Consider the following 22,973-nt stretch of genomic DNA (forward strand, 5'->3'; position numbering starts at 1 on the left):
AGAAAAAAGAGCGCCTGAAGGGCAGGCACAAGTCAGCCAATGTAGCGGCTGACCAAGTGATTGACTAGTGGCGCGTGCCGGCCGGTATCAGTCGGTCGCGCTGATGACCCGGGATTTGGTGACCTGGGCCGGCGCAAAATGGCAGGTAAACGTGCTGCCGTGGCCCGGTACACTGCTGATTTCCATCCGCGCGCGGTGGCGCAGCAGCACGTGTTTGACGATCGCCAGCCCGAGTCCCGTACCGCCAGTGTTGGAGTTGCGGCTGGAATCGACGCGGTAGAAGCGTTCGGTCAGACGCGGCAGGTGTTTGCTGTCGATGCCGATGCCCGAGTCCTGCACGCTCAAGTGTGCGCCTTGCTCATCGCCCCACCAGCGAATGCGGATATTGCCTTCGGCCGGGGTGTATTTCACCGCGTTGAACACCAGATTGGAAAACGCGCTGCGCAACTCGGCTTCGCTGCCCTTGAGCAGAATCGTCGGGTCGGCTTCCAGGGTGATCTTCTGATTGCGCTGGGCGGACAGTTGCTGAGCGTCGCTCTTGATCGATTGCAGCAAGCCGTCGATGGCCACCGGCTGGTTGTCCGAGGGGTAATCGGTGGCTTCCAGTTTGGCCAATAGCAGCAAGTCGTTGAGCAACGTCTGCATGCGCCCGCCTTGCTGCTGCATTTGTTGCAGGGCACGGGACCAGCGCGGGTTTACGTCCTCGACGTTGTCGAGCAGGGTTTCCAGATAACCGCAGATCACCGTCAACGGCGTGCGCAGTTCATGGGAGACGTTGGCGATGAAGTCTTTGCGCATCTGTTCCAGTTGATGGATGCGCGTCACGTCGCGCACCAGCATCAAGTGTTCGTTGTTGCCGTAGCGGGTGATGTACAGCTGAATGCGCAGGCGATCATTGATCGGTGAAGGGATTTCCAGCGGCTCGGCGTAGCTGTCCTGCTCGAAGTATTCCTTGAAGCGCGGATGACGCACGAGGTTGGTTACCGGTTGGCCGCTGTCTTGCGGGGTCTTGAGGCCGAGCAGGGTTTCGGCGGCGCGGTTCCACCATTCCAGGTTGCCGTCGCTGTCGAGCATGATCACCGCGTCTTTCAGCGCGGCAGTGGATTCCTGGACCCGATCGATCACCGCTTGCAGGCGCCCGCGCACACGCTGATCGCGGCGTTGCAGGTGATAGATGCTGTCGAATACTTCGCCCCACAGGCCATAGCCATCGGGCGGTGCTTCATCGGGTTTGTGCAGGCGCAGCCATTCGTGCAGACGCAGCAGTTGCTTGAGGGTCCAGGCCAGGTAAAGACCCAGGCCCGCGGCGAGGCTCCAGCCGTAATAGCCGGTAATCAGGCCGATCACCAGGCAACCGGTCACCAGCAAAAGCATGTGGCGGATCAGGGTGCCATGCCAGTTTTGGTTCACTTGAACGCGCGTCCTTGTCAGCTTGTCGAGCGGGATAGATCCGGATCAGGCCTTGGTGGAGAACCGGTAACCGGTGCCGCGCACGGTTTGTACCAGATTTTCGTAAGCATCACCCAGGGCTTTGCGCAGGCGGCGGATGTGCACGTCGACGGTGCGCTCTTCGACATAAACGTTGCCACCCCAGACCTGGTCCAGCAACTGGCCACGGGTGTAGGCACGTTCCTGGTGGGTCATGAAGAATTGCAGCAAGCGGTATTCGGTCGGGCCCATCTCGGCAGGTTTGCCGTCGATGGTCACGCGGTGGCTGATCGGGTCCAGCAGCAGGCCGCCGACTTCGATCGGCGTCTCGCCATCGGTTGGTCCGGCACGGCGCAGCACGGCCTTCAGGCGCGCAACCAGCTCACGTGGGGAAAAAGGCTTGGTGATGTAGTCATCGGCGCCGACTTCCAGGCCCTGGATCTTGTTGTCCTCTTCGCCCTTGGCGGTGAGCATGATGATCGGGATGTCCCCGGTCAGCTCATCGCGCTTGAGGCGTCGGGCCAACTCGATGCCGGACGTGCCGGGCAGCATCCAGTCGAGCAGGATCAGGTCCGGCTTGCGGTCGACAATGATGGCGTGGGCCTGCTGCGAGTTCTCAGCCTCCATGCAGTCATAGCCGGCCATTTCCAACGCAACGGCGATCATTTCGCGAATGGGCGCTTCGTCGTCGACGATCAGAATGCTCCTGCCAACCATGCCTTAATCCTCTTGTCATTTAACTGTCTTGCGCCGCATTAGATAACGGAATTATTGCAGTCGTGTGACAGTATTTTAGTCGTCCGGCGATTGTCATGATCCTGAACTAAGCTCTAAGTCCGAATCCTGACAACCACAAAAGGAAGGTTTCCATGAAGCACATCGCTCAATCCTGGAAGGCGTTGCTGGTCACTGCTGCGCTAATGATGCCGACAATGGCCTTCGCCGCAGACCCGGGCATGGTTAAAGACGGCATGTTGGTCGACCACAAGGGCATGACGTTGTACACCTTCGACAACGACACTGGCGGCAAGTCGGCGTGCACCGGCAAGTGCGCAGAAAACTGGCCACCGCTCAAAGCCACCGACGCCGACAAGGGCGACGGCAAGTGGACCATTATTGAGCGTGACGATGGCACGAAGCAGTGGGCGTTCGACGGCAAGCCGCTGTACTACTTCGTTCAGGACAAGAAGCCTGGAGACATGACAGGCGACAAGAAAATGGACAAGTGGCACGTCCTCCAAGGGCCGAAGATGTAAACCTGTAGCAGCTGGCGAAGCCTGCGTTCGGCTGCGTAGCAGTCGTAAAGTCTGCTCACGCGGTGTATCAGATGAACCGCGTACTCAGGATTTACGACTGCTGCGCAGCCGGACGCAGGCTGCGCCAGCTGCTACATAAAAGCGTGTCCATCATCGCAGCGCGTAATCCAGTACGATCCCGACAAAAATCGCCAACCCCGCCCAATGGTTGTGCAGAAACGCCTTGAAGCAACGCATCCGGTCCTTGCCACGGGTGTACCAGAACTCCCACGCAAAACAGCCCGCCGCCGCCAGCAATCCCAAGTGGAACCAGCCACCGAGCTCGAATTTCGCCCCGGCCAGCAGCAGGCAACCCAGCGCCAGCCCCTGCAGAATCAGGATGATCACTCGATCCGCTTCGCCAAACAGAATTGCCGTGGATTTCACGCCGATCTTCAAGTCGTCGTCACGGTCAGTCATCGCGTAATAAGTGTCGTAGCCCACTGTCCACAGCAGGTTGGCGATCCACAGCAACCACGCCGCCGCCGGCAGTTCACCGGTTTCGGCGGTGAATGCCATCGGCATACCCCAGGAAAACGCGGCGCCCAGCACCACTTGCGGGTAATAGGTGTAGCGCTTCATGAACGGGTAAGTGAGGGCCAGTGCCAAACCGCCGAACGACAGCCAGACCGTTGCCGCATTGGTGCACAACACCAGCAGGAAACTCACGCCCATCAGCAGCGCGAAGAACACCAGCGCTTCTTTGGAACTGATTTTGCCGCTCACCAAGGGCCGCTGTTCAGTGCGTTTCACGTAGCCATCGACCTTGCGGTCTGCCCAATCATTGATCACGCAGCCGCCAGCGCGGGTCAGCACCACGCCCAGGACGAAAATCACGATATTGGCCAGCGACGGCGAACCTTTACCAGCAATCCACAGCGCCCACAGCGTCGGCCACAGCAGCAGGTAAATGCCGATCGGTTTGTCCATGCGGGTCAGCTGAATGAAATCCCAGGCCCGTGGATTCAAGCGATTCAGGGACTTGAGCAGGCTTTGGTACATCAGCAATTCTCCGGATGGGCGCGGGTGGCGTTCCACAAGGTCGGCAAGAAGATTTCGGCCACCAGCACGCTCAAGGCGCCGCGGTCGAAACGCGAACGGCGGCCCCACAGTTCAGGTGCCCGGGACTCCATCGGCAGCCATTCCTGAGGATAGTGACAAACCTCAATGGCGCGGCGTTGAAATGCCTGATCGCAAAACAGCAATTCGCCCAGGGAGCGGCTGCCCAACTCGTCCATGTGCAGGCCGTCGCCCTGCAAGGCACTGCGCGCCGCCACGCTGCGGGCAAACACCCAGGCTTCGCCGTGGCCGCGCAGATACACCTCGCGCACCCAGCCTTCGCTGCCTTCGGCCAGGTCCAGCGCGGCGCATTCGTCGCCGCGCAGCGGTTGCCAGCCTTCGAAGAGTGGCGTGACGCTGAAGCCGTCATTCGACAGACGGATCAGCCGTCGGGTCAAAGAGCCTTCGTCGAACAACCAGTCGAGGGTAGACGTGTCGGGGAGGGGCGTCAGTTGGCTTCGAGGGAGCCAAAGCGGGGTCACGGCGGGGGATTTTGAGTGCGGCACAGTGAGTCATTATTGGCAGCAAATGAGGCGGCGAGCTTACCATGTCAGCCTGCGATTTTGATTGATCCGGCCGGCCATTGCGTCGAACAGGCTTGCATCTGCCGGGCCCGATCAGTACAAAACGCCCTGAGCCGGACGGCAGCGCTCCAACCATCGACCGTTCGCGCCGGCAAAAGCCTGAATCCTGAGGATGTACGTGAATGAAAAAGTGGCAATGTGTGGTCTGCGGCCTGATTTACAACGAAGCCGACGGCTGGCCGGATGACGGCATTGCGCCGGGCACCCAATGGCAGGACGTGCCGGAAGACTGGCTATGCCCGGACTGCGGCGTAGGCAAGATGGATTTCGAAATGATCGAAATCAACTAAGACTTTTAGAGGAGCAAGGAATGAACGCACCTGTCGTGATCGTCGGCACCGGGCTGGCTGGCTACAACCTGGCCCGGGAGTTTCGCAAACTCGATGGCGAAACCCCGCTGCTGCTGATTACGGCCGATGACGGACGCTCCTACTCCAAGCCGATGCTCTCCACCGGTTTCGGCAAAAACAAAGACGCTGACGGGCTGAGCATGGCCGAACCCGGTGCCATGGCGGAGCAGTTGAAGGCCGAAGTGCGCACGCACACGCGCATCAGCGGCATCGATCCTGGCCACAAGCGTCTGTGGATCGGGGAGGAAGCGGTGTTTTACCGTGACCTGATCCTCGCCTGGGGCGCAGAAACCGTGCGGGTGCCGATCGAAGGCGACGCGGCGGACGCAGTCTTCCCGATCAACGACCTGGAAGACTACGCACGCTTTCGTGCCGCGGCGGCCGGCAAACGTCGGGTGTTGCTGCTCGGTGCTGGCCTGATCGGCTGCGAATTCGCCAACGACCTGATCCTTGGCGGCTACGAGGTGCAACTGGTTGCACCGTGCGAGCAGGTCATGCCGACTTTGTTGCACCCGGCAGCGGCCGCTGCGGTCCAGGCCGGGCTGGAAAGTCTGGGCGCACGTTTCCACCTCGGGCCGGTGCTCAATCGTTTGCAGCGTGTTGAAGATGGACTGGAAGCACATCTGTCCGATGGCCAGGTGATCCCTTGCGATGTGGTGGTGTCGGCCATTGGCCTGCGCCCGCGCATCGATCTGGCGGCTGCGGCCGGTGTGCAGGTCAATCGCGGTGTGGTGGTCGATCGCCAGCTGAAAACCTCTCACGCCAATATCTATGCCTTGGGCGACTGCGCCGAGGTCGATGGGCTGAATCTGTTGTACGTCATGCCCCTCATGAGCTGTGCGAGAGCGCTGGCCCAGACCCTCGCCGGAAACCCGACGGCGGTGAGCTATGGACCGATGCCCATCACCGTCAAAACGCCGGTCTGCCCATTGGTGGTTTCACCGCCACCACGGGGTTTAGAGGGCGTCTGGACAGTCGAAGGGCAGGGCGCGGACATCAAGGTCTTGTGCCGCGATGCCAGCGGCAAACTGCTGGGTTATGCCCTGACAGGCGCGGCGGTGATGGAAAAACTGGCCCTGAACAAAGAGCTTCCGGCACTGCTGGCGTAAATACCGGTCGTTCTGTCGGAATCACCCCTCTTTTGCCCTTACAAAGGTCGCGCCGAGACTGGCGCGGCTCTTCACTGCGTGCCATCCTCACTCCCGTCTGCCGCAGAGTAGAGCACCTGCGGCGCTTTGGGCGCTGTTCCAACGAGAACAGCACGGACATAACAACAAAAAACCGTCAAAGGGGCTTCACTAATGCGTAAACCAGAACTCGCCGCTGCAATTGCTGAAAAAGCAGACCTCACCAAAGAGCAGGCCAACCGCGTTCTCAACGCCGTTCTCGAAGAAATCACCGGCGCTCTGCACCGCAAGGACAGCGTCACGCTGGTGGGCTTCGGCACCTTCCTGCAACGCCATCGCGGTGCCCGCACCGGCAAAAACCCGCAAACCGGTGAGCCCGTCAAAATCAAGGCCAGCAACACTGTTGCGTTCAAGCCAGGCAAGTCGTTGAAAGACAGCGTTAATCCGTAACACGCACCGACTTCCCGCGTAGCGGGTGAGCGGGAATAAAAAATGGGCACGCCAACCAGGTTGGGTGCCCATTTTTTTATGGGTGGCGGATTAGATGGCGCGGCTTTGTTGCTTGGCGAAAATCGCTGCTATCTCGGGTTCATCCAGATGATCCAGCATTCGCTCCACCAACAAATGCACCCCATCGGCCATGCGACTGAGCGCCAGGGCTACGGAGCGGCGTGAGCCGTCCACATCGTCGGCGAGGTTGGCGGCGATGGCGCTGATGGACAGCAAATCTTCCGAGGCATTGGCGAGAAGGGTTTCAGGGTTGATGCCCGGACTGACGCTGAAGAGCTGGCCGTTGCGTTTGGGTGGTTTGGGGTCGGCTGGCGGGAAGTGATGGTCGAGGGCGCGCTCGGCGGCTTCGTTGAGTTTGTTTGAATCGGGGCTTTCGTAGGGAGAGACCGGATCGTTGTCGGGTGGGTTGGGAGTAACCTTGAACATGATCTTCAATTCCTTGAGTGATGCTGACAACACTTCGCCGACTAAACGAAGGGGTGGCAGCTGTACGCAGGTTAGTCGGACCGGGGAATTGAAGAAGCCGGCGCACCCGAAGGTGCCCTACGCACAGCCACCATCAAATGCAGGTAGGAAATACCTGTCTGACAGAAGCTTGTGCATCTTCAATTACCAGCGAGCGACTAAACCCGATCACTGATGGGCAGTGACAGGAACCAAGTTACCGACCGCCCCCAAGGCGCACAAGCCGGCGGATTCTGGCGTAGGCGTAGGCAACGGCGCAAGGTGTTGTAGCTTGCAGGAAGTAACCTTTAAACGTTTTAAACGTCGCTATGGAGGACTGCACCCTGCTCCAAGTTAATCTTGCCCCATTGGCTTGGAAGTTGTGGTAGTAGCGGATTTTTTTCAGCGGGCCGGTGCCGTCGACGCGGGCCAGGGGTTCGTAGCCTTCGTCTTCGTAGAGGCGATGGATTCGACTGATCGGATGGCGAGGGAACATGATGAGTGCGAGCTGGAAAAATGGGCACACCGCCTGGATCAGGTGCCCATTTTTGTTGGACACAGAGATGAACTTCTAACGAAGTCCCTCTACCAGTACCTTGTCTTTCTCGCCGCCCCAAGGATCGTCCAGCAGGTACCTGGCTGGAGTTTTGCTGTCTGATGGGACTAGAGTGATTTTGTAAAAGATTTCTTCACCCTCACAAACCTCGAAATACAACGCATAGTCGCGTTTCTCTAGATCAAGCTCGACCTTGAATTTTTCAGCAGCGGATGCAATTTCCACATGACCGGGATCCGTGACATGAAATGGCACGACGATGCAGCGCTGGGTGGAGGGGTCGAGGTTGAAACTGTCTTCCAGTTTCAGGTGCACGTTTGCCCCGAAAGCATCTTCGGGTAGAGGGTCAAACACAACATAGTCGCTATGGAGGACCGCACCCTGCTCCAAGTTAACTTTGCCCCATTGGCTTGAGGTTTCGTCAAAGGGCCGTGAGCGGAATTGAATTTGGCTGTGGGATATCAGTAGATCCACAGATTGAGCATTATTTTTCATCAGTAAACCTCGATTTTAACTCTGGTCCCGTTGGGGAGGTCGGATAGGGCGTTGCCGATACTCGAGCCCGCACCCCGATTATCGCCAGGATCGATGTATTTGACGCTGGCGCCGTTACCACCTTCCTTGAACATTGCCATCGGCCATTCGTCCCGATCCTTGCCTGTTTTGGTCTTGATGTCTTTCAAGCTGAGTTTGCGATTGAGCTTAGCGGTGTCACGTTGAATGGTCACAATGTAGGGGTGACCTTTCTTGATTGCACCGTCGATATGACCGAACGTCTGCGGATACTCTGAGCGTTTCAATCGCAGTTTGTAGTCGTACTGTTTCGACCGTGCCTTGGTCAGCGTACAACCGGCAAGGCCTAGAGGGTCCAACCAAGTGAATGGATTCAGAACGAATGCGTAAAGATTGAATCCTCCCGCCAACCCAATCGGATCCGGCGTCGTAAACCGCCCCACATCCGGATCATAAAACCTGAACGTATTGAAATGCAGCCCCGTTTCCCGGTCCAGGTACTGCCCCTGGAACCGCAGGTTCTGCTCTTCAATGTAATACGGCTCGCGCACCTCTTCTAACGTGTTGCCCCACACCCGATAAGTCGCCTGCCAGACGTTGTGGCCGTCCGCTTCGGTGAGCTGTTCCGGCAGGCCGTTGAGGTCGTTGTGGTAGTAGCGGATTTTTTGCAGCGGGCCGGTGCCGTCGACGCGGGCCAGGGGTTCGTAGCCTTCGTCTTCGTAGAGGTAAAGGCTGGTCTGTTGATGGCGATGTTCCTGCAACAAGCGAAGGCCGTCCCAGGTGAAGCGGGTTTCTCCCAGTGGATAACCGTTGGGGTCGTGCTCGGTTTTTTCGATGCGCCGGCCCAGCGGGTCGTAGGTCATCCTGACCATGCTGCCGTTGTCATTGCGCACTTCGATCAATCGGCTTTCGGCGTCGTAACCGAAGCGCTGCACGCCCCGTTTAGCGCTGCGTTTTTCGATCATCCGGCCAAACGCGTCGTAGCGGTAACGTTTGTCCTGATAGGTCAGCAGTTTGTTGTGCACCACCAGCCCGGCGCCGGGTTGCGGGCTGTCCAGCAGGTTGGCGGCGGCGTCGTAGGCGAAGGTTTCGCGCTGGCCGTGCAGGCTGTCCTGGCTGGCGATGATGCGGCCGGTGGCGTCGTAGTGCAGCAGTTGGCGGTGTTGCGCGGCGGGTTGTTGGTCGAGTTTGCCGATCAGGTTGTCGGCGGGGTCGTACTCGAAATGTTTCTGCACGGCGGCCGGCATCAGCGAGGGTTGGCTGCTGTGTCGGCGTTGGCGTGAGCGTAAACGGCCGCTGCGGTCGTATTCGCTGCGGGTGCTGATCTGGCCTTGGGTGCGCAGCACTTCGCGGTGCAGGCGGTCGCGTTCGAAGTCGCTGATGACCTGGCCGTCGAGGTTGATCTGGTGCAGGTGGCCGCTGCCGTAATACAGGCGGTTGATCCAGCGGCTGTCGGGCAGTTGGGTCTGGATCAGGTTGCCGAGTTCGTCGTAGTGGTGTTGCAGGCTGCCAGCCGCGCTTTGTTCGGCGAGCAACTGGCCGAGGGCGTCATAGGCGAAGCTCAGGGTTTGTGCGTTGCCGTGGTGGTCGGTGAAGGTGACAGCGGTGAGCTGGTCCAATGGGTCGTAGGTGTAGTCGGTACGGCCATCGTCGGTGATTTTGGCGATCAGCCGGCCGACAGCGTCGCGTTCCAGTCGATGAACGATGGGGGCCAGAGGCGTCTGGGGGACGATGGCCAAGCCGTTGCCGTAAGGCGCCGGAACAGCCGTTACCGCCGCGACGTTATCCAGCGGGTCATAGGCGTAGCGCTTGGCGCTGCCGTCGAGGTCTTGTTGTTCGGTCAGTCGATCCGCGGCGTCCCAGGTAAACCGATAACTTTCGCCGTTCTCGTTGATCAGCGCTTGCAGCCGCCCGTAGCTGTCATACCCGAACTGCACCTGCCTGCCATGGGCGTCGGTGCGCTGGCGCACCTGGCCGCGACGGTTGTGTTGGTAGAGCGTGGTGTGCCCGGCCGGATCGGTGTAGCCGATCAACTGGCCGCTGACGTCGCGCTGATACTGCTCGGTGCGGCCGTCCGGCAATTGGCTGCTGAGCAGGCGCCCCTGGGCGTCGTAGCTGAATTGGGTGCGTTCGCCGAGGGCGTCGGTGATGACTTGCAGATAGCCCCGGTGGTCGTAGCTGAACCGTGTCGGATAACCCGAGCAATCGATGTGCTCCGCCAGTTGGCCGAACGGGTTCCAGCGCAGTTTTTTGCTTTTGCCGGTGGCGTCGATGATCTCGACGACCTGGCCGTGGGTGTCGTAGCGGTAGCGGGTGATGTGGCCCAGCGGATCGGTTTCGGCGATGCAGTTGCCGCGCTGATCGTAGCGGTACTGCCAGCTGTTGCCGGCGGCGTCGGTGTTCACCAGCGGCAAGGCCCAGTGCTCGAGCCAGAGGGTCGAATCGCTGCGGCCCAGCGGGTCGGTTTCGCCGATCAGGTTGCCGGCATCGTCGTAGCTGTATTCATAGCGACCGCCCTGTGGGTCGATGGCGCTGAGCAGTTGGCGCTCGTCGTTCCACTCGAACTGCCAGGTGTGGCCGAGGTTGTCGGTGTATTGGGTGATCTGGTGCTGGGTGTTCCAGCGCCGTGTACTGACGCGCTGCAAGCCGTCGGTGATGCGCGTGACACCGGCGCCGAGGTCGTAGTCGAACTGGTAAGCGTCGCCCTCGTCGGTCCAGTGCCGGACCACGCGCCATTCAAGGTCTTCAATCAGCGCCCATTCATAGAAACAACGCAGCCCCGTGGGCAACTGGTGCTCGACCATCCGTTGTCCGGCGTCGTAACTGAAGCGCCGTTGTACCAGGCCGGTGGCGTCGCGCACTTCGGCCAGGTTGGCTGACTGATCGTAGCCATAACTCACCAACACTTCGCGGTGTTGGTCAGGGTAGACCCGTTCCACCTGACTGACCCGGGTCTGAAGGTAGGTCAATTCCACCTGAACCAAGTCAAAGGTGTCGCGCAGTTTTACAAGGCGTCCGGCGGCGTCATAGTCGAGGTAGATGCGGTTGTCATTGCGATCACCCAATTGATCAAGGCGCAGCAACGCGGTATTGCCCGGCGTTGGATTGAACAACCGATACACACCGTCATCGCTTTCAATCAACAACTGCCCATTAACGTGGCGCCGAACACTCAGCCCTTCCCCCGCACTGAACACCGCACCGCCCAAGGGAATCGATCCCATGTCGATGCGCCGGCCCTGCTCATCGGTGTAGACCAGCGTTTCGCCGCCCTCCGGGTGCGGCAGGATTTCAACCCGCACCTCATAGGACACACTCCAACCCGCGCCAAACAACCCATTGCGCCGCTCGTCGCGGCTGTTGTAGAAGCGCTGCCAATCCATCGGCAAAATGCCCGGCAACACGAAATCCAGCTCTTCATCGCTCCCCAGCACCTTGGCCCCGGTCGCCGCGTGCACCGGGTTCGACGAGCCCATGGCTGCGTTGGCCATCGCACCCATCGCGCTGCTGACGGCCATCGACGTCGCGCCACCGATCAGCATGCACGGCAATTTGCTGAAGAACTTGCCTTTGCCGCCCTTGAGCATCAGCAGCGCCGTGACCGCCAGCCCCACGCCCGGGGTCTTGCCGCTGCGGATCTCGCGTACCACCACCGAACCGCCGCCAATGGTCACGTTGGAAGAGATCAGCCCGGACGATACGACCTTGGCATCGCAGGTGCTGCGGTCGCCGCTGCGCACGGCGGGCTGGCCGTTGATGGTGACCTTGTCCGAGCCCTCGGCCAGAAACTGCGGCGGCATCGGCGGATGCTTCATGCAGACGAGCAGGTCCAGCGGCTTGGGCACCGCGCCGGGTGCTGGGGTGGCGACGGTGGGGCGCCACATCTGGGAGAAGAAGCTCTCGGCCATGTCGAGGTAACTGGCTTCGGCTTCCGGCTCGGGCATTTCCAGTTCGGTGCCGGCCGGCGCGACATGGGACGGGATCGCCCCGGCGGCCCGAGCGGCGGGAATGTTGTTGGTGAGGGTGTTGGTGGAGCCGGTGAGAATGTTCGCCTGCACCGTGGGCGGAAACAGCGAATTACTGAAGCTCTCGCACAAATTGCTCAGGCCCTTGTCGGCCCCGGTCTTGCTCATGGCAAGGCCGACGATCGTGCCCACCACCAGGCCAAGCACGACGCAACCCAGCCCCCCGGTGACGACCGTGATGCCCGTGGCCGCCACCACGGCAGCGGTAGCCAGTGCGGTGATCGCGATGTTGGCCGCTACCTCCAGCACGCCGCCGAGGATGTCGGCCATCATCGAGGTGTGGTCGAGCGCATCGCCCAGCCGGGCGGCCCAGAGTGCATCAGACATGCAGGGTGCTCATCAGGCCGGAACGTCGAACAACAGCGAACTCTTGATGGTCGCCCAATGCGCGGCTTCGGCATCGCCGAGTTTTTCGGCCTTCACGTAGCTCAGGGCGAGCATTTTGCGGGTGCCGGGCAACACCAGTGCCAACTGGTATTGGAAGACTTTGTCGTTGCCCTTGTTGAACTGGCTGCGCAACTCGATGCCTTCGACTTCCTGGCTGGCACCCAGGCGCACGGCGACGCCCGGTTGGAAACGCAAGTCTTGCACTTGTTTTTCCAGACGCTTGAGCTGGTCGTCGAAGTTGCTTTGCAGGGTTTCACCCTCGGCCAGCAAGCTGCGGCTGACAATCAGCGAAGTACCCAGTTCAGGGAACTTGAGGATGTTGATCGAGGCGTCTTGCAGTTCGCCTGCCGGCAGTTGGAACTGGAATTCATTGATTCGGTAAGTCATGGAACACAGATCTCGTGATTAGCCCTTGGGCTTGGGAAACGCGGCGTTGATGTTGGCGTCGATGCTGGCCTTGACGCCCTGGCCATCAGGCGTGGCGCCAGCGCCGCCGCCGTTGTTCAGGTGCAGCACGCCGCCGGTGTTGAACTCGGCATCACCGCTGGCATAGAAGCTGATTTGCACGCCGGTCAGGTTGATCTGGCCGCTGGCATTGAGCTCCAGGATGCTTTCACCACAGACCAGCCGCAGGTTCTCGCCCACTTCAATGACGTAGCTCTGGCTGATGCTGTCGGTCTTGCGCTGGCCCACCGAAAGAATGTCTTCCTGTTTGACGATCCGCAGGCGGTTGTTGCCGATGGTCACCGTCTCGTTATGCCCGACGCTCTTGTTGCGGTCGTGGCCGACCGAGTGGCTTTCATCCACCTCGACCACGATGTCCTGATTGCGCTCGGCGTGGATGTACAGCTGCTCGGCGCCTTTCTTGTCTTCCATGCGGATTTCGTTGAAGTTCGCCGGTGTGCCGCCCTTGCTCGAACGGCTTTTCATGCCGCTCTGGGTGGCGTTTTCCGGCAAGTCGTAGGGCACGGTTTGTTCGGCGTTGTAGACGCGGCCGGTGATGATCGGCCGGTCCGGGTCGCCTTCGAGGAAGCTGACGATCACTTCCTGGCCGATCCGCGGGATCTGCATCGAACCCCAGTTTTTACCGGCCCAGGATTGCGACACGCGAATCCAGCACGAACTGTTTTCGTTGGACTGGTCGTGGCGGTCCCAATAGAAATGCACCTTCACCCGGCCGAACTGGTCGGTCCAGATTTCCTCGCCCTTGGGGCCGACCACCAATGCGGTCTGCGGACCTTTGACGATAGGGCGGTGGGTGTTGGGCAGGGGGCGGTAGCTTTGTTGCGCATCGATGCAGGTCAGGCTGCTTTCGAACTGTGCCGAAGCAGCCGCGCCGCCGGTTTCCCCGCTTTCCTGGGCGACGTAGTAACGGGCGCCGACGATCAGGTATTCGCGGTTCTGGTCCTGGCGGCTGAAGCCCGTGAGGCCGAACAAATGACCCGACCCCAAACCCCGGGCGTTGCCGGCGAACTCCACCTGTTCGTGCAAGGTCTGCAAGGCTTCGATGCGGGTGCGGGCGTAATGTTCGCCGTCTGCGCTTTGCACATAAGTGCCGGGGTAGTCGTACAGCGGATAGTCGCCGGCGGTGTGTGGACGGGGCATGGTCGAGCGCACGTCAATTCGCGCGCTGGGGCGCTGGAAGTCATAGTCGTTGAGTTCCAGCGAACCTGGCTGGACTTCCTGGGCCAGGTGCCAATCGTGGATGTGATCGCGTTCGCGCTGCTGTTCATTCTTGGGGTAGTAGGGCACTGAGGCATAGCCGGGCGCACTGGTATGGGCGCCATAAGCATCGGCCAGTACCAGCACATGACGACCCTGTTCATGGCGGAAGAAGTAGTAGATCCCTTCCTGTTCCATCAGGCGGCTGACGAAATCGAAGCTGGTTTCGCGATACTGCACGCAGTATTCCCACTCGCGATAAGGCCGGCTCAGGGCATCTTCGAAATCGGAAAAACCCAGGTCGCGAAACACCTGCTTGATGATCTGCGGGATGGTCAGGTTCTGGAAAATCCGGCAATCGGAGGTGCGGGTCAGCAGCCAAAGCCAAGGCCGCAGCGTGGCTTGATAGCTGGCGAACTGGCCCTGGTCGACGTTCTGGCTGCAGCGGGCAACGATGCCATGGAAATGACGTTCGCCACCGCCCTCCAGTTGCAGGCTCAGGCACATGGGTTTGCCCAGCAACTGGTTGAGGTCGATGGCGTTGTCCAGCGAGTGCAGTTGCAGCTCATAGTTGAACAGCCGCCCCAGCTCTTCGCCGCCGCCCATGTCCTTGAGCAACAGCACATCCGGCCCCAAGGGGCTGGTGATTTTTGCCAGGCGTGAGAGTTGCTTGAATAGCATCAGTTATCCCGTAAACGTTGTAATCGCCGCGCCGCTTTCTCCCTGCCGGAACCGGATCAAATGTGGGAGCTGGCTTGCCTGCGATAGCGGTATATCAGTCGACATCAATGCTGAATGTCACACCGCAATCGCAGGCAAGCCAGCTCCCACACTGACCGCATTCCTCCAGGGGCTATGCCGCGTCGCTGAAGTCGTAGTGCAATTCATTATCCCGGGCGCTGATTCGCACCCCTGCCAGCGCTTTGCCTTCGAGCATGCGGGTGAGGAACTCGCGGCTCATGTCCGGCAACAGGCTGTTGGTCAGGATGGTGTCGATCATCCGCCCGCCGCTTTCGGTTTCGGTGCAGCGGGAGACGATCAGGTCGATCACCGCGTCGTCGTAATCGAAGGCCACTTTATGAGTGTTCTCCACGCGCTTTTTGATGCGGTTGAGTTGCAGGCGGGTAATGGCCTTGAGCATGTCGTCGTTGAGCGGGTAGTACGGAATGGTCACCAGGCGGCCCAACAATGCCGGCGGGAAAATCTCCAGCAGCGGCTGGCGCAGGGCCTTCGCGATTTCTTCGGGCTCGGGCACGTTTTGCGGGTCTTTGCAGACCTGGGCAATCAGATCAGTACCCGCGTTGGTAGTCAGCAGGATCAAAGTGTTCTTGAAGTCGATCACTCGGCCTTCGCCGTCCTCCATCACGCCTTTGTCGAAGACCTGGAAGAAGATCTCGTGCACGTCCGGGTGGGCTTTTTCCACCTCGTCCAGCAGCACCACGCTGTAGGGTTTGCGCCGCACGGCTTCGGTCAGCACGCCGCCTTCGCCATAGCCGATGTAGCCCGGTGGCGCGCCCTTGAGGGTGGACACGGTGTGAGCTTCCTGGAATTCGCTCATGTTGATGGTGATGACGTTCTGCTCGCCGCCGTACATGGCTTCGGCCAAGGCCAGGGCGGTTTCGGTCTTGCCCACGCCGGAAGTGCCCGCGAGCATGAACACGCCAATCGGTTTGCTCGGGTTGTCGAGGCCGGCGCGGGAGGTCTGGATGCGCTTGGCGATCATCTGCAAGGCATGGTCCTGGCCGATGATGCGTTTCTTCAGGTGCTGGTCGAGGTTGAGCACGGTTTCCAGTTCGTTGCGGGCCATGCGGCCCACCGGGATACCGGTCCAGTCGGCGACCACCGAGGCCACGGCCTGGTAATCCACGGTCGGCAGAATCAACGGGGTTTCCCCTTGCAGAGCGCTCAGACGCAGTTGCAGGTCCACCAGTTTCTCGCGCAGAGCGTGGCTGTCTTCACTGCCAACGTCGCGGTCTACCACGCCGACGCTTTCGCGCAGGGTGGCGCGGGTGGCGAGCAGTTCGTCCACCAGGGTTTTCTCTTCGGCCCAGCGGCTTTCGAGTTCGGCCAGGCGTTCGCGCTCGGCGGCCAGCAGGTTTTCGCTGTTGCTCTGGCGGGCGCCGATGACGATACCGATGGCGTGCTCGCGGGCGATGATTTGCAGTTCGGTTTCCAGCGCCTCGATGCGGCGACGGCTGTCGTCCACTTCAGCCGGCACGGCGTGCAGGCTGATGGCAACCCGGGCGCAAGCGGTGTCCAGCAGGCTCACGGATTTGTCCGGCAACTGGCGCGCCGGGATGTAGCGATGGGACAGCTTGACCGAGGCTTCCAGAGCTTCGTCGAGGATCTGCACCTGATGGTGTTTCTCCATGGTCGAGGCCACGCCGCGCATCATCAACAGCGCCTTGTCTTCGGACGGCTCGGCGACTTGCACCACCTGGAAGCGGCGGGTCAGGGCCGGGTCTTTCTCGATATGTTTTTTGTACTCGGCCCAGGTGGTGGCGGCCACGGTGCGCAGGGTGCCCCGGGCCAAGGCTGGCTTGAGCAAATTGGCCGCGTCCCCGGTGCCGGCGGCGCCACCGGCACCGACCAGCGTGTGGGCTTCGTCGATAAACAGGATGATCGGTTTTGGCGAGGCCTGGACGTCTTCGATGACCTGGCGCAGGCGCTGTTCGAATTCACCTTTCATGCTCGCGCCGGCCTGCAACAGGCCGACGTCGAGGCTGCGCAGTTCCACGTCCTTGAGCGCTGGCGGTACATCACCGGCGACGATGCGCAGGGCAAAACCTTCGACCACGGCGGTTTTACCGACGCCGGCTTCACCGGTCAGAATCGGGTTGTTCTGCCGACGGCGCATGAGGATGTCCACCAGTTGGCGGATCTCTTCGTCACGCCCGACAATCGGGTCAAGCTTGCCGCTGCGGGCCTGCTCGGTGAGATCCACGGTAAAACGCTTGAGCGCTTCCTGCTTGCCCATGGCGCTGGGGGCCATGGCGCCGCTGGCTTCACCGGGCACGCTGCCGGCGTTGAAACCGTCGCTGGCGCTGAGCGCATTTTCCGGCGAGTCACCGACGTATTCGTCAAAACGCTCGCTCAGGGCCTCGACCTTGATTTTGTCGAACTCTGCCGACAGCCCGAGCAGCCCGTGGCGCAGGCTCGGCGTCTTGAGGATGCCCAACACCAGGTAACCGGTACGCACCTGGCTTTCGCCGAACATCAGGCTGCCGTAGACCCAGCCACGTTCCACGGCTTCTTCCACATGGGAGGACAAGTCAGTGATTGAAGTCGAGCCCCGTGGCAAACGGTCCAGGGCTTCGGTCAGGTCCCGGGCCAGGCGTGCCGGCTCGATATTGAACTGGCGGATGAGACGGTGCAGGTCCGAGTCCTGCAATTGCAGCAACTGATGAAACCAGTGGGCCAGTTCCACATAAGGGTTACCGCGCAACTTGCAGAACACGGTGGCGGCTTCGATGGCTTTGTAGGCCACGCTGTTGAGTTTGCCGAACAACGCGGCGCGACTGATTTCACCCATGCTCTTAGCTCCTTGAGGTTTGTGAGGTGTTGGCCTGCTCGGCGTAATGCCGGGCCAGTATTAAGTCCTTGGCATCTTTTTCGGGCTTGCCCAGCCAGGTATTGAACCCCAGGCGGAAGCGGCCATTGAGCTGCAGCGCCGGTACTTCGGGCTGTTTCAGAATCAGGTTCAGATCCCAGTCCAGTTCATGGCCCAGGTATTCGGCGACCCAGGCCACCAGCTCATTGAAGGGTTGGCTGCCGGGCAACATGCTCATGTAGTCATCGAGCTTGAGTGGCCCCAGGCGAATGCGGAATTTGTGCTGGCGATCCCAGACGTAACGGCCCAGGCAAAAATCCATGCCCAATTGATGGGCGCTGACGCCCACGCGGCTGCGTTCCGGCAGTTCCAGCCATTGGCCGACGTACTCTTCAATCGCCACCGGCAGGCCGAAGTACTCGCTGAGAATGGCCTTCAAACCGTCCGGGTAGCGGGTTTGTGCCGACAGATGACCGCTGTAATGCAATTTCGCCGTGTCGGGGATCAGCCCTTGTTTGAGCAGGCTCGGCATGCCGCGGCCGCTCAGTGCTGCCAGGCGTGCCGACCAGTAGTCATCGTCCGGGCGGTCATGGCTGACCGTCGGCCGCGCTTCGGCCCAGGCCCGGTAAAACAGGCTCAGCAGGCGGTGATGGAACACATCCAGGAAGCGTTTGCTGGTGCTGTCGGCGTTGTTGCGCTGGCGTTCGCGCACATATTCGGTGAGGTGCAGCGGCAATGGGCCGTTGGGGCCGCCGAGGCCAAAAAAGAACTGCTCCAGGCGCGCCGGCGCACCGTCGACGCCTGGCTGTACCGACGCGAGGGTCGCCGGGGCGAAGGTGCATTCGGCCTGTTGCCCAAGGCGCAGCGGATCATCGGCCAGGCGCAACGAATGGCCCAGGCGCGGCAGTTCAGGCGATTCGCACTCGATGCGCCGCAACGCCTGGAAGAAGTCGTATTCCCAGGGCTCTTGGTGCATCGCGTCCAGAGTATTCACAGGGTCGGACGGCGTCCTGGCTTGGCTTTCCATCGCATGATCTCGCCGCGTTCGGTGGTACGGATCACCGTCTCGGTAAAACTGTTGATCGACACGTAGCGTGCCAGGAAGCGCTCGAACACTGCACCGAGCAAGAAGACTCCAGTGCCGCGAAACGCGTTTTCATCGAATTCCAGGGTGATCTCCAGGCCACGACCAAACACGATCGGGCCGGGCATCGGCAGGCGTCGGGTGCAAGCCTTGCTGCTGACTTCGCGCAGGCCTTCGATCTGCAATTGCAACGCCGCGTCGTTGCTGTCGCCGTACAGGCGCAGCAGTTCGCGCAGGGCGGCGGCGCCTTCGCCTTGTTCGCTCAGGGACAGGTAATTCAGCGACAGCTGGCTGATCAATCGCCACGCCTTGGCGTCATGGGCATGGCTGGCGCGTGGACGGCTCGGGCCTGCCACGCAGCGCACCGCCGCCACAGGTGCGCTGTCGGCCAGGGTGAAGTCGGTCTTGCTGTTGCCCACACTCATGAACAGCGGCAGGTCGCGGTTGGTGCACAACGCGGTGACACCCAGTTGGCGCAAGTCGTGGCGATAAGGCGCCTGCTGGCTGTCCACCAGGCTGACGAAGGTTTCGCTGCCGATGTACGTCGAGCGCGGGCCGTTGCGCCGCTGGCCGCTGGACAGCACGCGGGGTTCGCGCCGCACCGTGTACCAGGCCTGGTCGCGGCCGTAGCGAGATGGATCGCGTACCGCATAGAACGGCAAAAAAGGCTGCTCCGACCCGGTGCCGTGGCCGGTGAGGGTGGTCAGGGAATGAATCTCGAAATCCATTGGCCGGGTGCGGTCGGCGATCACATGGTGTTCATTGACCCGTTCCGACAAGTGGATGCGATCAAGGCGCTTGGGAAACAAGTTGATTGCCGGGGTGCAGAACGGCAGGAACTGCGCGGCTCCGACGCTGCCTTCCAGGCTCGGATCGTGACGGTCGAACAGCACGATCAATTCCAGTTCCTGGCCATTGCAGCGCTTGACTGCACGGCTCAACTGGGTGAAATCGACAAACAGAAAGCGCTGGGGCAGGGCGAAGTATTCCTGCAACAGGCGATAGCCCTGGAAGGCTCGCGACACCACCGGCAGCGCGGCGTCGGTATCGTCGAATCCCTGGGAGCGCAGTGCGTCCTGCGGCAGGCGTTCCACCCAGTCGGCGCCGGGCTGGCGGACGAACACGGCACAGGCATTGCCCAGCAACTGTTCATAGAGACGGAAGGGCTGCTCGTCTGCGCCACTGAGGTACAACGGCAGGTTGTCCAGGGCCAGACTGTTGAACGGCAGTTCGGCGCCGGTGCGCAGGGTCAGGCGCAGACCGGCCTTAGCCTTGGGCTCGCTGGCGGCCAGGCGCCCGAGCACGGCGGACGGGTTGCCGAAGTACTCGGCCTGGCTGACCTGCAACGGCCACAACGTCACCGCATGGGCGGTGCGGTACTCGCAGCAGGTTTGGCTTTCGCGGCCCAGGGCGGTGCGCAGGACTGTGTCCCGGGGCAGCGGGAAGCCGCTGCTCAGCGAGCCTTCATCGGGGTCGGCCTGCAATTGCACCACGGTCATCGACGGTGTCGGCGCCAGGTAATGGGGATAAGCGATTTCCAGCAGGTTGTGGGTGAAGGTCGGGTATTCGGCATCGAGCTTGAGCTGTACCCGCGCCGTCAGATAAGCAAAACCTTCCAGCAAGCGCTCGACGTACGGGTCGGCGCAGTCCATGCCGGACAACGTCAGCCGACTGGCGATCTTCGGGTATTCCTGAGCAAACTCCGCCGCGCTTTCGCGCACGTGGTGCAATTCCTGGTTGTACAGCTCCAGCAGGCGCGGGTTCATGAGCGTCTCCGCTGATCGGCGTTGATCACGCGCACATGGCCGGATTCCAGGTCCAGGTCGGTCTGCAGCATCAGACGCAACGGCACAGGCTGGGCCCAGAGATCGCCTTCGATCTCGAAACTCAGGGCGTTGTGGTTCATCTCGGCGGATGCCCGGGCCCGCACGCGCAAGGTGTTACGCAAAATCCGCGGCTCGAACGTGGCGATGGCCTGGTGGATCAACGCTTCAAGCGCCGCGATATCGACATTCGACGCACTGTTGCCGGCCAGGGCTGGCAGCCCGAAGTTGATCACCGACGTGCCGGCCGGGGTGTGCAACGTCGCATCGGCGCCGAGCAATGAAGTGGTGTTGAGCAGCCACGCCAGGTCACGCAGCACCGAGGCTTTCAGTTGAGTCAGGGAGAGCACGCGCTTGTCGGCGCTTTCCTTGAGGTTGCTCGGGTCGTCATCGGTCAACCGGTCCAGCAGGGACGGTTGCAGACGATCGCGGGTGGCGATTTCGGTTACCACGAGAAATGCGCCACGAAACTTTTCTGGTCCATGACGCCGGTCATGCAGCCAGCACTATGAGCGACTTTCGACACTTCCATGGGCTGGTCTTTGATTTGGCGGATGGCCTGATACCGAGCGTCACAATCATGGCTCGGAGCGGGTTCGGGTGTGGAGTGTTCCACGATAATGATTTGGGCGTTGTTGAAGATTTCGACCCGTGGCTGACCTTTTCGGTCGACACTCAGAAAACAAGGCCACGGCATGTCTAGTTTCAAGAGGCTTTGGTCCTGTTTGCGCAAGGCGCATTGCTGATCGTGGTTTTCCAGGGTCAGTGTTTGTCCGGCAAAAATGATTTGATTGCTGGGTGCCGCGAGTTGCTTTTGTTCGGCCCAGGCATTAGCGCTCAACAGGAGGCCGCTAGAGAGCAGAATCAACAGGGTTCGCTTAGTCATTTCAAGCCTCAAAGCCAACCTGTCATGAGTGATACGCAAAGTCGTGGGCGATTGCATGTGAAGTCGCTTACCAAGTGAAAAGCGCTGTGTAGTCTTTCTGATCGCCTGCACCGCGCAAGCAACTGGCACTGGGTGCGACGATCGAAGGTTCGAGCTGGCCGTTGATTTGACGAATGGCGCGGTACTCGGACCGGCATTCACGACTGTTCGCTGGGTCAACGTTCACATGCAGCACGATCACGATCGGTACGTTGTTGAAGGATTCGACGTGAGGTTTGCCCTGTCGGTCGACAGCAAATTGGCAAGGCCATGGCATTTCGAGGGGCAGCACGCTCTGATCCGGTTTACGCAACACGCATTGCTGCTGATCGTTCTCCAGCATCAATCGTTGTCCGCCCAAGGTGACGACTTGATCCTCGGAAGCTGGAGTAGTTTCCTGGCCGGCACACGCCCACAGGCTCGGCAACACGCAGCACAAGGCCGCCAGGTTTCGGCTGGATTTGATCATGTCAGCTCCCAGAACCAGATGGCTCTGGATTGGTAGGTAAGGTCGCTGTAACGGCCGATGGTAAAACCGCGATTCCAAAGGTCGATATGGTCGCCCGTGCGATTTTCTGCAGCTTCCCCAGGCTGCCGGAAACAGTCCTTGAAGAAGATGAGCCCGGTCTTGTCTTTCAACTTGCGGCGTTCTTCGGCACTTCCACCGAGAATCAGTGGCCGCCCCAGATGGTGCTTCCATAACCAGTTCGCCAGCGACTCGGCTCCCCTGGCATGTTCATGCGCACATTTGGGTTCGGTATAGGTAGATTTATTGACCTTGATGGTCAGCTCCGCATTGAGCGTCATGCTCATACGGATAGCGCACTGGTTTGCCCACGGACCGTCGCAAGGCTTTGCGTCAGGATGAGTAACCAGCAGATCGGAATACGCTTTCCACAAATTAATAAACGAAGGCTTGGCCATGACTCAGACACCGCAGGGAAAGGATTGGATTCGAGCAAGCACCAAAACACCCCCGGCGCATAACGCCGGGGGCCTCTTCGATTACACCTTGACGTTCTGGCGGATGTTCCAGCCGAACTTGACCGGCCCGCCGTCCTTGGTGCCGTCGGCTTTTTGTGGCTGATAGTCCACCAGCACCTTGGCGAAGTTCAGGGTGACGTTTTCGGTCAGGCGATCATCGCTGCCCGAGCCGCCGGTGCTCAGGGAAGTGATCAGCACTTCTTCCAGGTTGATGATCATGTACTCGACCTGGCTTTCACCGCCGGCCTTGCGCACGGTCAGCTTGACCTTGTCGATGTGCTTGCCGCTGGCGCAGTGCATCATCAGGTTCGGCGTGGCCTTGTCGACGTATTTGGTCAGCGACAGGTCCTGGATATTCACCTTGCCGGCACCGCCGCCGCTGCCCACGTGCATGTTGCCGGACTGAGCCATGCCCCAGCTCCAGTTCAAGACGTCGATTTCGTCCTTGTGGGCCTTGTCCATGGACTCGCCCTTGATGTCGCCGATCTTGATGAAAATATCAACAGCCATGTTTTCTCCCTGTGTGGTCTCTACCACATTGTTTGGTTGACGCCGACCTTGCGAAATCTGTTCAAAGCTACTGCAGAATCACGCTTTCTCGAGCCTGGTCCAATGCCAGTCAAGGCACAGAACCTGTGGGAGCCGGGCTTGCCCGCGATGCAGGCAC

At 60.5% G+C, this 22,973-nt stretch carries 22 protein-coding genes; 4 read left to right on the plus strand and 18 right to left on the minus strand.

Features of this window, described 5'->3' with window-relative positions; translation table 11 throughout:
- Positions 1 to 87: 87 nt before the first annotated feature.
- On the minus strand, positions 88 to 1,374 hold the full coding sequence (phoR, locus tag AC3WP4_RS07545; protein WP_219732363.1) for a phosphate regulon sensor histidine kinase PhoR: 1,287 nt from the start codon (positions 1,372 to 1,374) through the stop codon (positions 88 to 90).
- Between the two features lie 81 nt (positions 1,375 to 1,455).
- A complete protein-coding gene (phoB, locus tag AC3WP4_RS07550; RefSeq protein WP_046045002.1) occupies positions 1,456 to 2,145 on the minus strand; it encodes a phosphate regulon transcriptional regulator PhoB in 690 nt (229 codons plus the stop codon).
- A 152-nt stretch (positions 2,146 to 2,297) separates the two neighbouring features.
- Between phoB and AC3WP4_RS07555 the strand changes: the two genes are divergently transcribed.
- The gene (locus AC3WP4_RS07555; RefSeq protein WP_074872081.1) at positions 2,298 to 2,684 is read left to right on the plus strand and encodes a COG4315 family predicted lipoprotein; all 387 of its coding nucleotides are present in this window, start codon (positions 2,298 to 2,300) and stop codon (positions 2,682 to 2,684) included.
- Between the two features lie 150 nt (positions 2,685 to 2,834).
- Here the strand turns inward: AC3WP4_RS07555 and ubiA are convergent, their stop codons facing one another.
- Both ubiA and AC3WP4_RS07565 read right to left on the minus strand, forming a co-directional pair.
- The gene (gene ubiA, locus AC3WP4_RS07560; protein WP_102614526.1) at positions 2,835 to 3,725 is read right to left on the minus strand and encodes a 4-hydroxybenzoate octaprenyltransferase; all 891 of its coding nucleotides are present in this window, start codon (positions 3,723 to 3,725) and stop codon (positions 2,835 to 2,837) included.
- A complete protein-coding gene (locus tag AC3WP4_RS07565) occupies positions 3,725 to 4,288 on the minus strand; it encodes a chorismate--pyruvate lyase family protein (RefSeq protein WP_102614527.1) in 564 nt (187 codons plus the stop codon). The genes ubiA and AC3WP4_RS07565 overlap by 1 nt, the downstream gene beginning before the upstream one ends.
- Before the next feature lie 200 nt (positions 4,289 to 4,488).
- Between AC3WP4_RS07565 and AC3WP4_RS07570 the strand changes: the two genes are divergently transcribed.
- From AC3WP4_RS07570 to AC3WP4_RS07580, 3 genes are all read left to right on the plus strand, one after another.
- Positions 4,489 to 4,656, plus strand: coding sequence for a rubredoxin (locus tag AC3WP4_RS07570; protein WP_074872076.1), 168 nt, complete (start codon positions 4,489 to 4,491; stop codon positions 4,654 to 4,656).
- 20 nt (positions 4,657 to 4,676) lie between these two features.
- Entirely contained in the window at positions 4,677 to 5,825 is a 1,149-nt protein-coding gene (locus tag AC3WP4_RS07575) for an NAD(P)/FAD-dependent oxidoreductase (RefSeq protein WP_074872074.1), read from the plus strand.
- A gap of 192 nt (positions 5,826 to 6,017) precedes the next feature.
- Positions 6,018 to 6,293 carry an HU family DNA-binding protein gene (locus AC3WP4_RS07580; protein ID WP_003213368.1) on the plus strand — a complete coding sequence of 92 codons (276 nt, stop codon included), beginning with the start codon at positions 6,018 to 6,020 and terminating at the stop codon, positions 6,291 to 6,293.
- A gap of 90 nt (positions 6,294 to 6,383) precedes the next feature.
- Here the strand turns inward: AC3WP4_RS07580 and AC3WP4_RS07585 are convergent, their stop codons facing one another.
- The 14 genes from AC3WP4_RS07585 to AC3WP4_RS07650 all read right to left on the minus strand — a co-directional run bounded on the left by AC3WP4_RS07585 (position 6,384) and on the right by AC3WP4_RS07650 (position 22,816).
- Complete coding sequence (locus tag AC3WP4_RS07585) at positions 6,384 to 6,779, minus strand: DUF6124 family protein (RefSeq protein ID WP_102614528.1); 396 nt, start codon at positions 6,777 to 6,779, stop codon at positions 6,384 to 6,386.
- 235 nt (positions 6,780 to 7,014) lie between these two features.
- On the minus strand, positions 7,015 to 7,356 hold the full coding sequence (locus AC3WP4_RS07590; RefSeq protein WP_102614529.1) for a hypothetical protein: 342 nt from the start codon (positions 7,354 to 7,356) through the stop codon (positions 7,015 to 7,017).
- A 12-nt stretch (positions 7,357 to 7,368) separates the two neighbouring features.
- Positions 7,369 to 7,848: a competence protein ComJ gene (comJ, locus tag AC3WP4_RS07595; RefSeq protein WP_074872069.1), complete on the minus strand. Its 480-nt coding sequence runs from the start codon at positions 7,846 to 7,848 to the stop codon at positions 7,369 to 7,371.
- On the minus strand, positions 7,848 to 12,218 hold the full coding sequence (locus AC3WP4_RS07600; protein ID WP_102614530.1) for an RHS repeat-associated core domain-containing protein: 4,371 nt from the start codon (positions 12,216 to 12,218) through the stop codon (positions 7,848 to 7,850). The genes comJ and AC3WP4_RS07600 overlap by 1 nt, the downstream gene beginning before the upstream one ends.
- Positions 12,219 to 12,230: 12 nt before the next feature.
- Positions 12,231 to 12,665 carry a DcrB-related protein gene (locus AC3WP4_RS07605; protein ID WP_008007718.1) on the minus strand — a complete coding sequence of 145 codons (435 nt, stop codon included), beginning with the start codon at positions 12,663 to 12,665 and terminating at the stop codon, positions 12,231 to 12,233.
- A gap of 18 nt (positions 12,666 to 12,683) precedes the next feature.
- Positions 12,684 to 14,621 carry a type VI secretion system Vgr family protein gene (locus AC3WP4_RS07610; RefSeq protein ID WP_102614531.1) on the minus strand — a complete coding sequence of 646 codons (1,938 nt, stop codon included), beginning with the start codon at positions 14,619 to 14,621 and terminating at the stop codon, positions 12,684 to 12,686.
- 172 nt (positions 14,622 to 14,793) lie between these two features.
- Positions 14,794 to 17,472 carry a type VI secretion system ATPase TssH gene (gene tssH, locus AC3WP4_RS07615; protein ID WP_102614532.1) on the minus strand — a complete coding sequence of 893 codons (2,679 nt, stop codon included), beginning with the start codon at positions 17,470 to 17,472 and terminating at the stop codon, positions 14,794 to 14,796.
- 4 nt (positions 17,473 to 17,476) lie between these two features.
- Entirely contained in the window at positions 17,477 to 18,517 is a 1,041-nt protein-coding gene (gene tssG / locus AC3WP4_RS07620) for a type VI secretion system baseplate subunit TssG (RefSeq protein ID WP_102614533.1), read from the minus strand.
- The gene (tssF, locus tag AC3WP4_RS07625) at positions 18,481 to 20,340 is read right to left on the minus strand and encodes a type VI secretion system baseplate subunit TssF (RefSeq protein WP_102614534.1); all 1,860 of its coding nucleotides are present in this window, start codon (positions 20,338 to 20,340) and stop codon (positions 18,481 to 18,483) included. The genes tssG and tssF overlap by 37 nt, the downstream gene beginning before the upstream one ends.
- Positions 20,337 to 20,849 (minus strand): type VI secretion system baseplate subunit TssE, encoded by a 513-nt coding sequence (gene tssE, locus AC3WP4_RS07630; protein WP_074872059.1) that lies wholly within the window; start codon positions 20,847 to 20,849, stop codon positions 20,337 to 20,339. The genes tssF and tssE overlap by 4 nt, the downstream gene beginning before the upstream one ends.
- On the minus strand, positions 20,843 to 21,340 hold the full coding sequence (locus AC3WP4_RS07635; protein WP_232252230.1) for a hypothetical protein: 498 nt from the start codon (positions 21,338 to 21,340) through the stop codon (positions 20,843 to 20,845). The genes tssE and AC3WP4_RS07635 overlap by 7 nt, the downstream gene beginning before the upstream one ends.
- A 10-nt stretch (positions 21,341 to 21,350) precedes the next feature.
- Positions 21,351 to 21,791, minus strand: a complete 441-nt coding sequence (locus tag AC3WP4_RS07640; protein WP_102614535.1) for a hypothetical protein — start codon at positions 21,789 to 21,791, stop codon at positions 21,351 to 21,353.
- Positions 21,788 to 22,246 carry a type VI secretion system amidase effector protein Tae4 gene (locus AC3WP4_RS07645; RefSeq protein ID WP_076029268.1) on the minus strand — a complete coding sequence of 153 codons (459 nt, stop codon included), beginning with the start codon at positions 22,244 to 22,246 and terminating at the stop codon, positions 21,788 to 21,790. Before AC3WP4_RS07645 ends, AC3WP4_RS07640 begins: the two co-directional genes overlap by 4 nt.
- 81 nt (positions 22,247 to 22,327) lie before the next feature.
- The gene (locus AC3WP4_RS07650; protein ID WP_074872051.1) at positions 22,328 to 22,816 is read right to left on the minus strand and encodes an Hcp family type VI secretion system effector; all 489 of its coding nucleotides are present in this window, start codon (positions 22,814 to 22,816) and stop codon (positions 22,328 to 22,330) included.
- Between the last annotated feature and the right edge of the window lie 157 nt (positions 22,817 to 22,973).

The organism is Pseudomonas sp. FW305-20, from assembly GCF_058788075.1.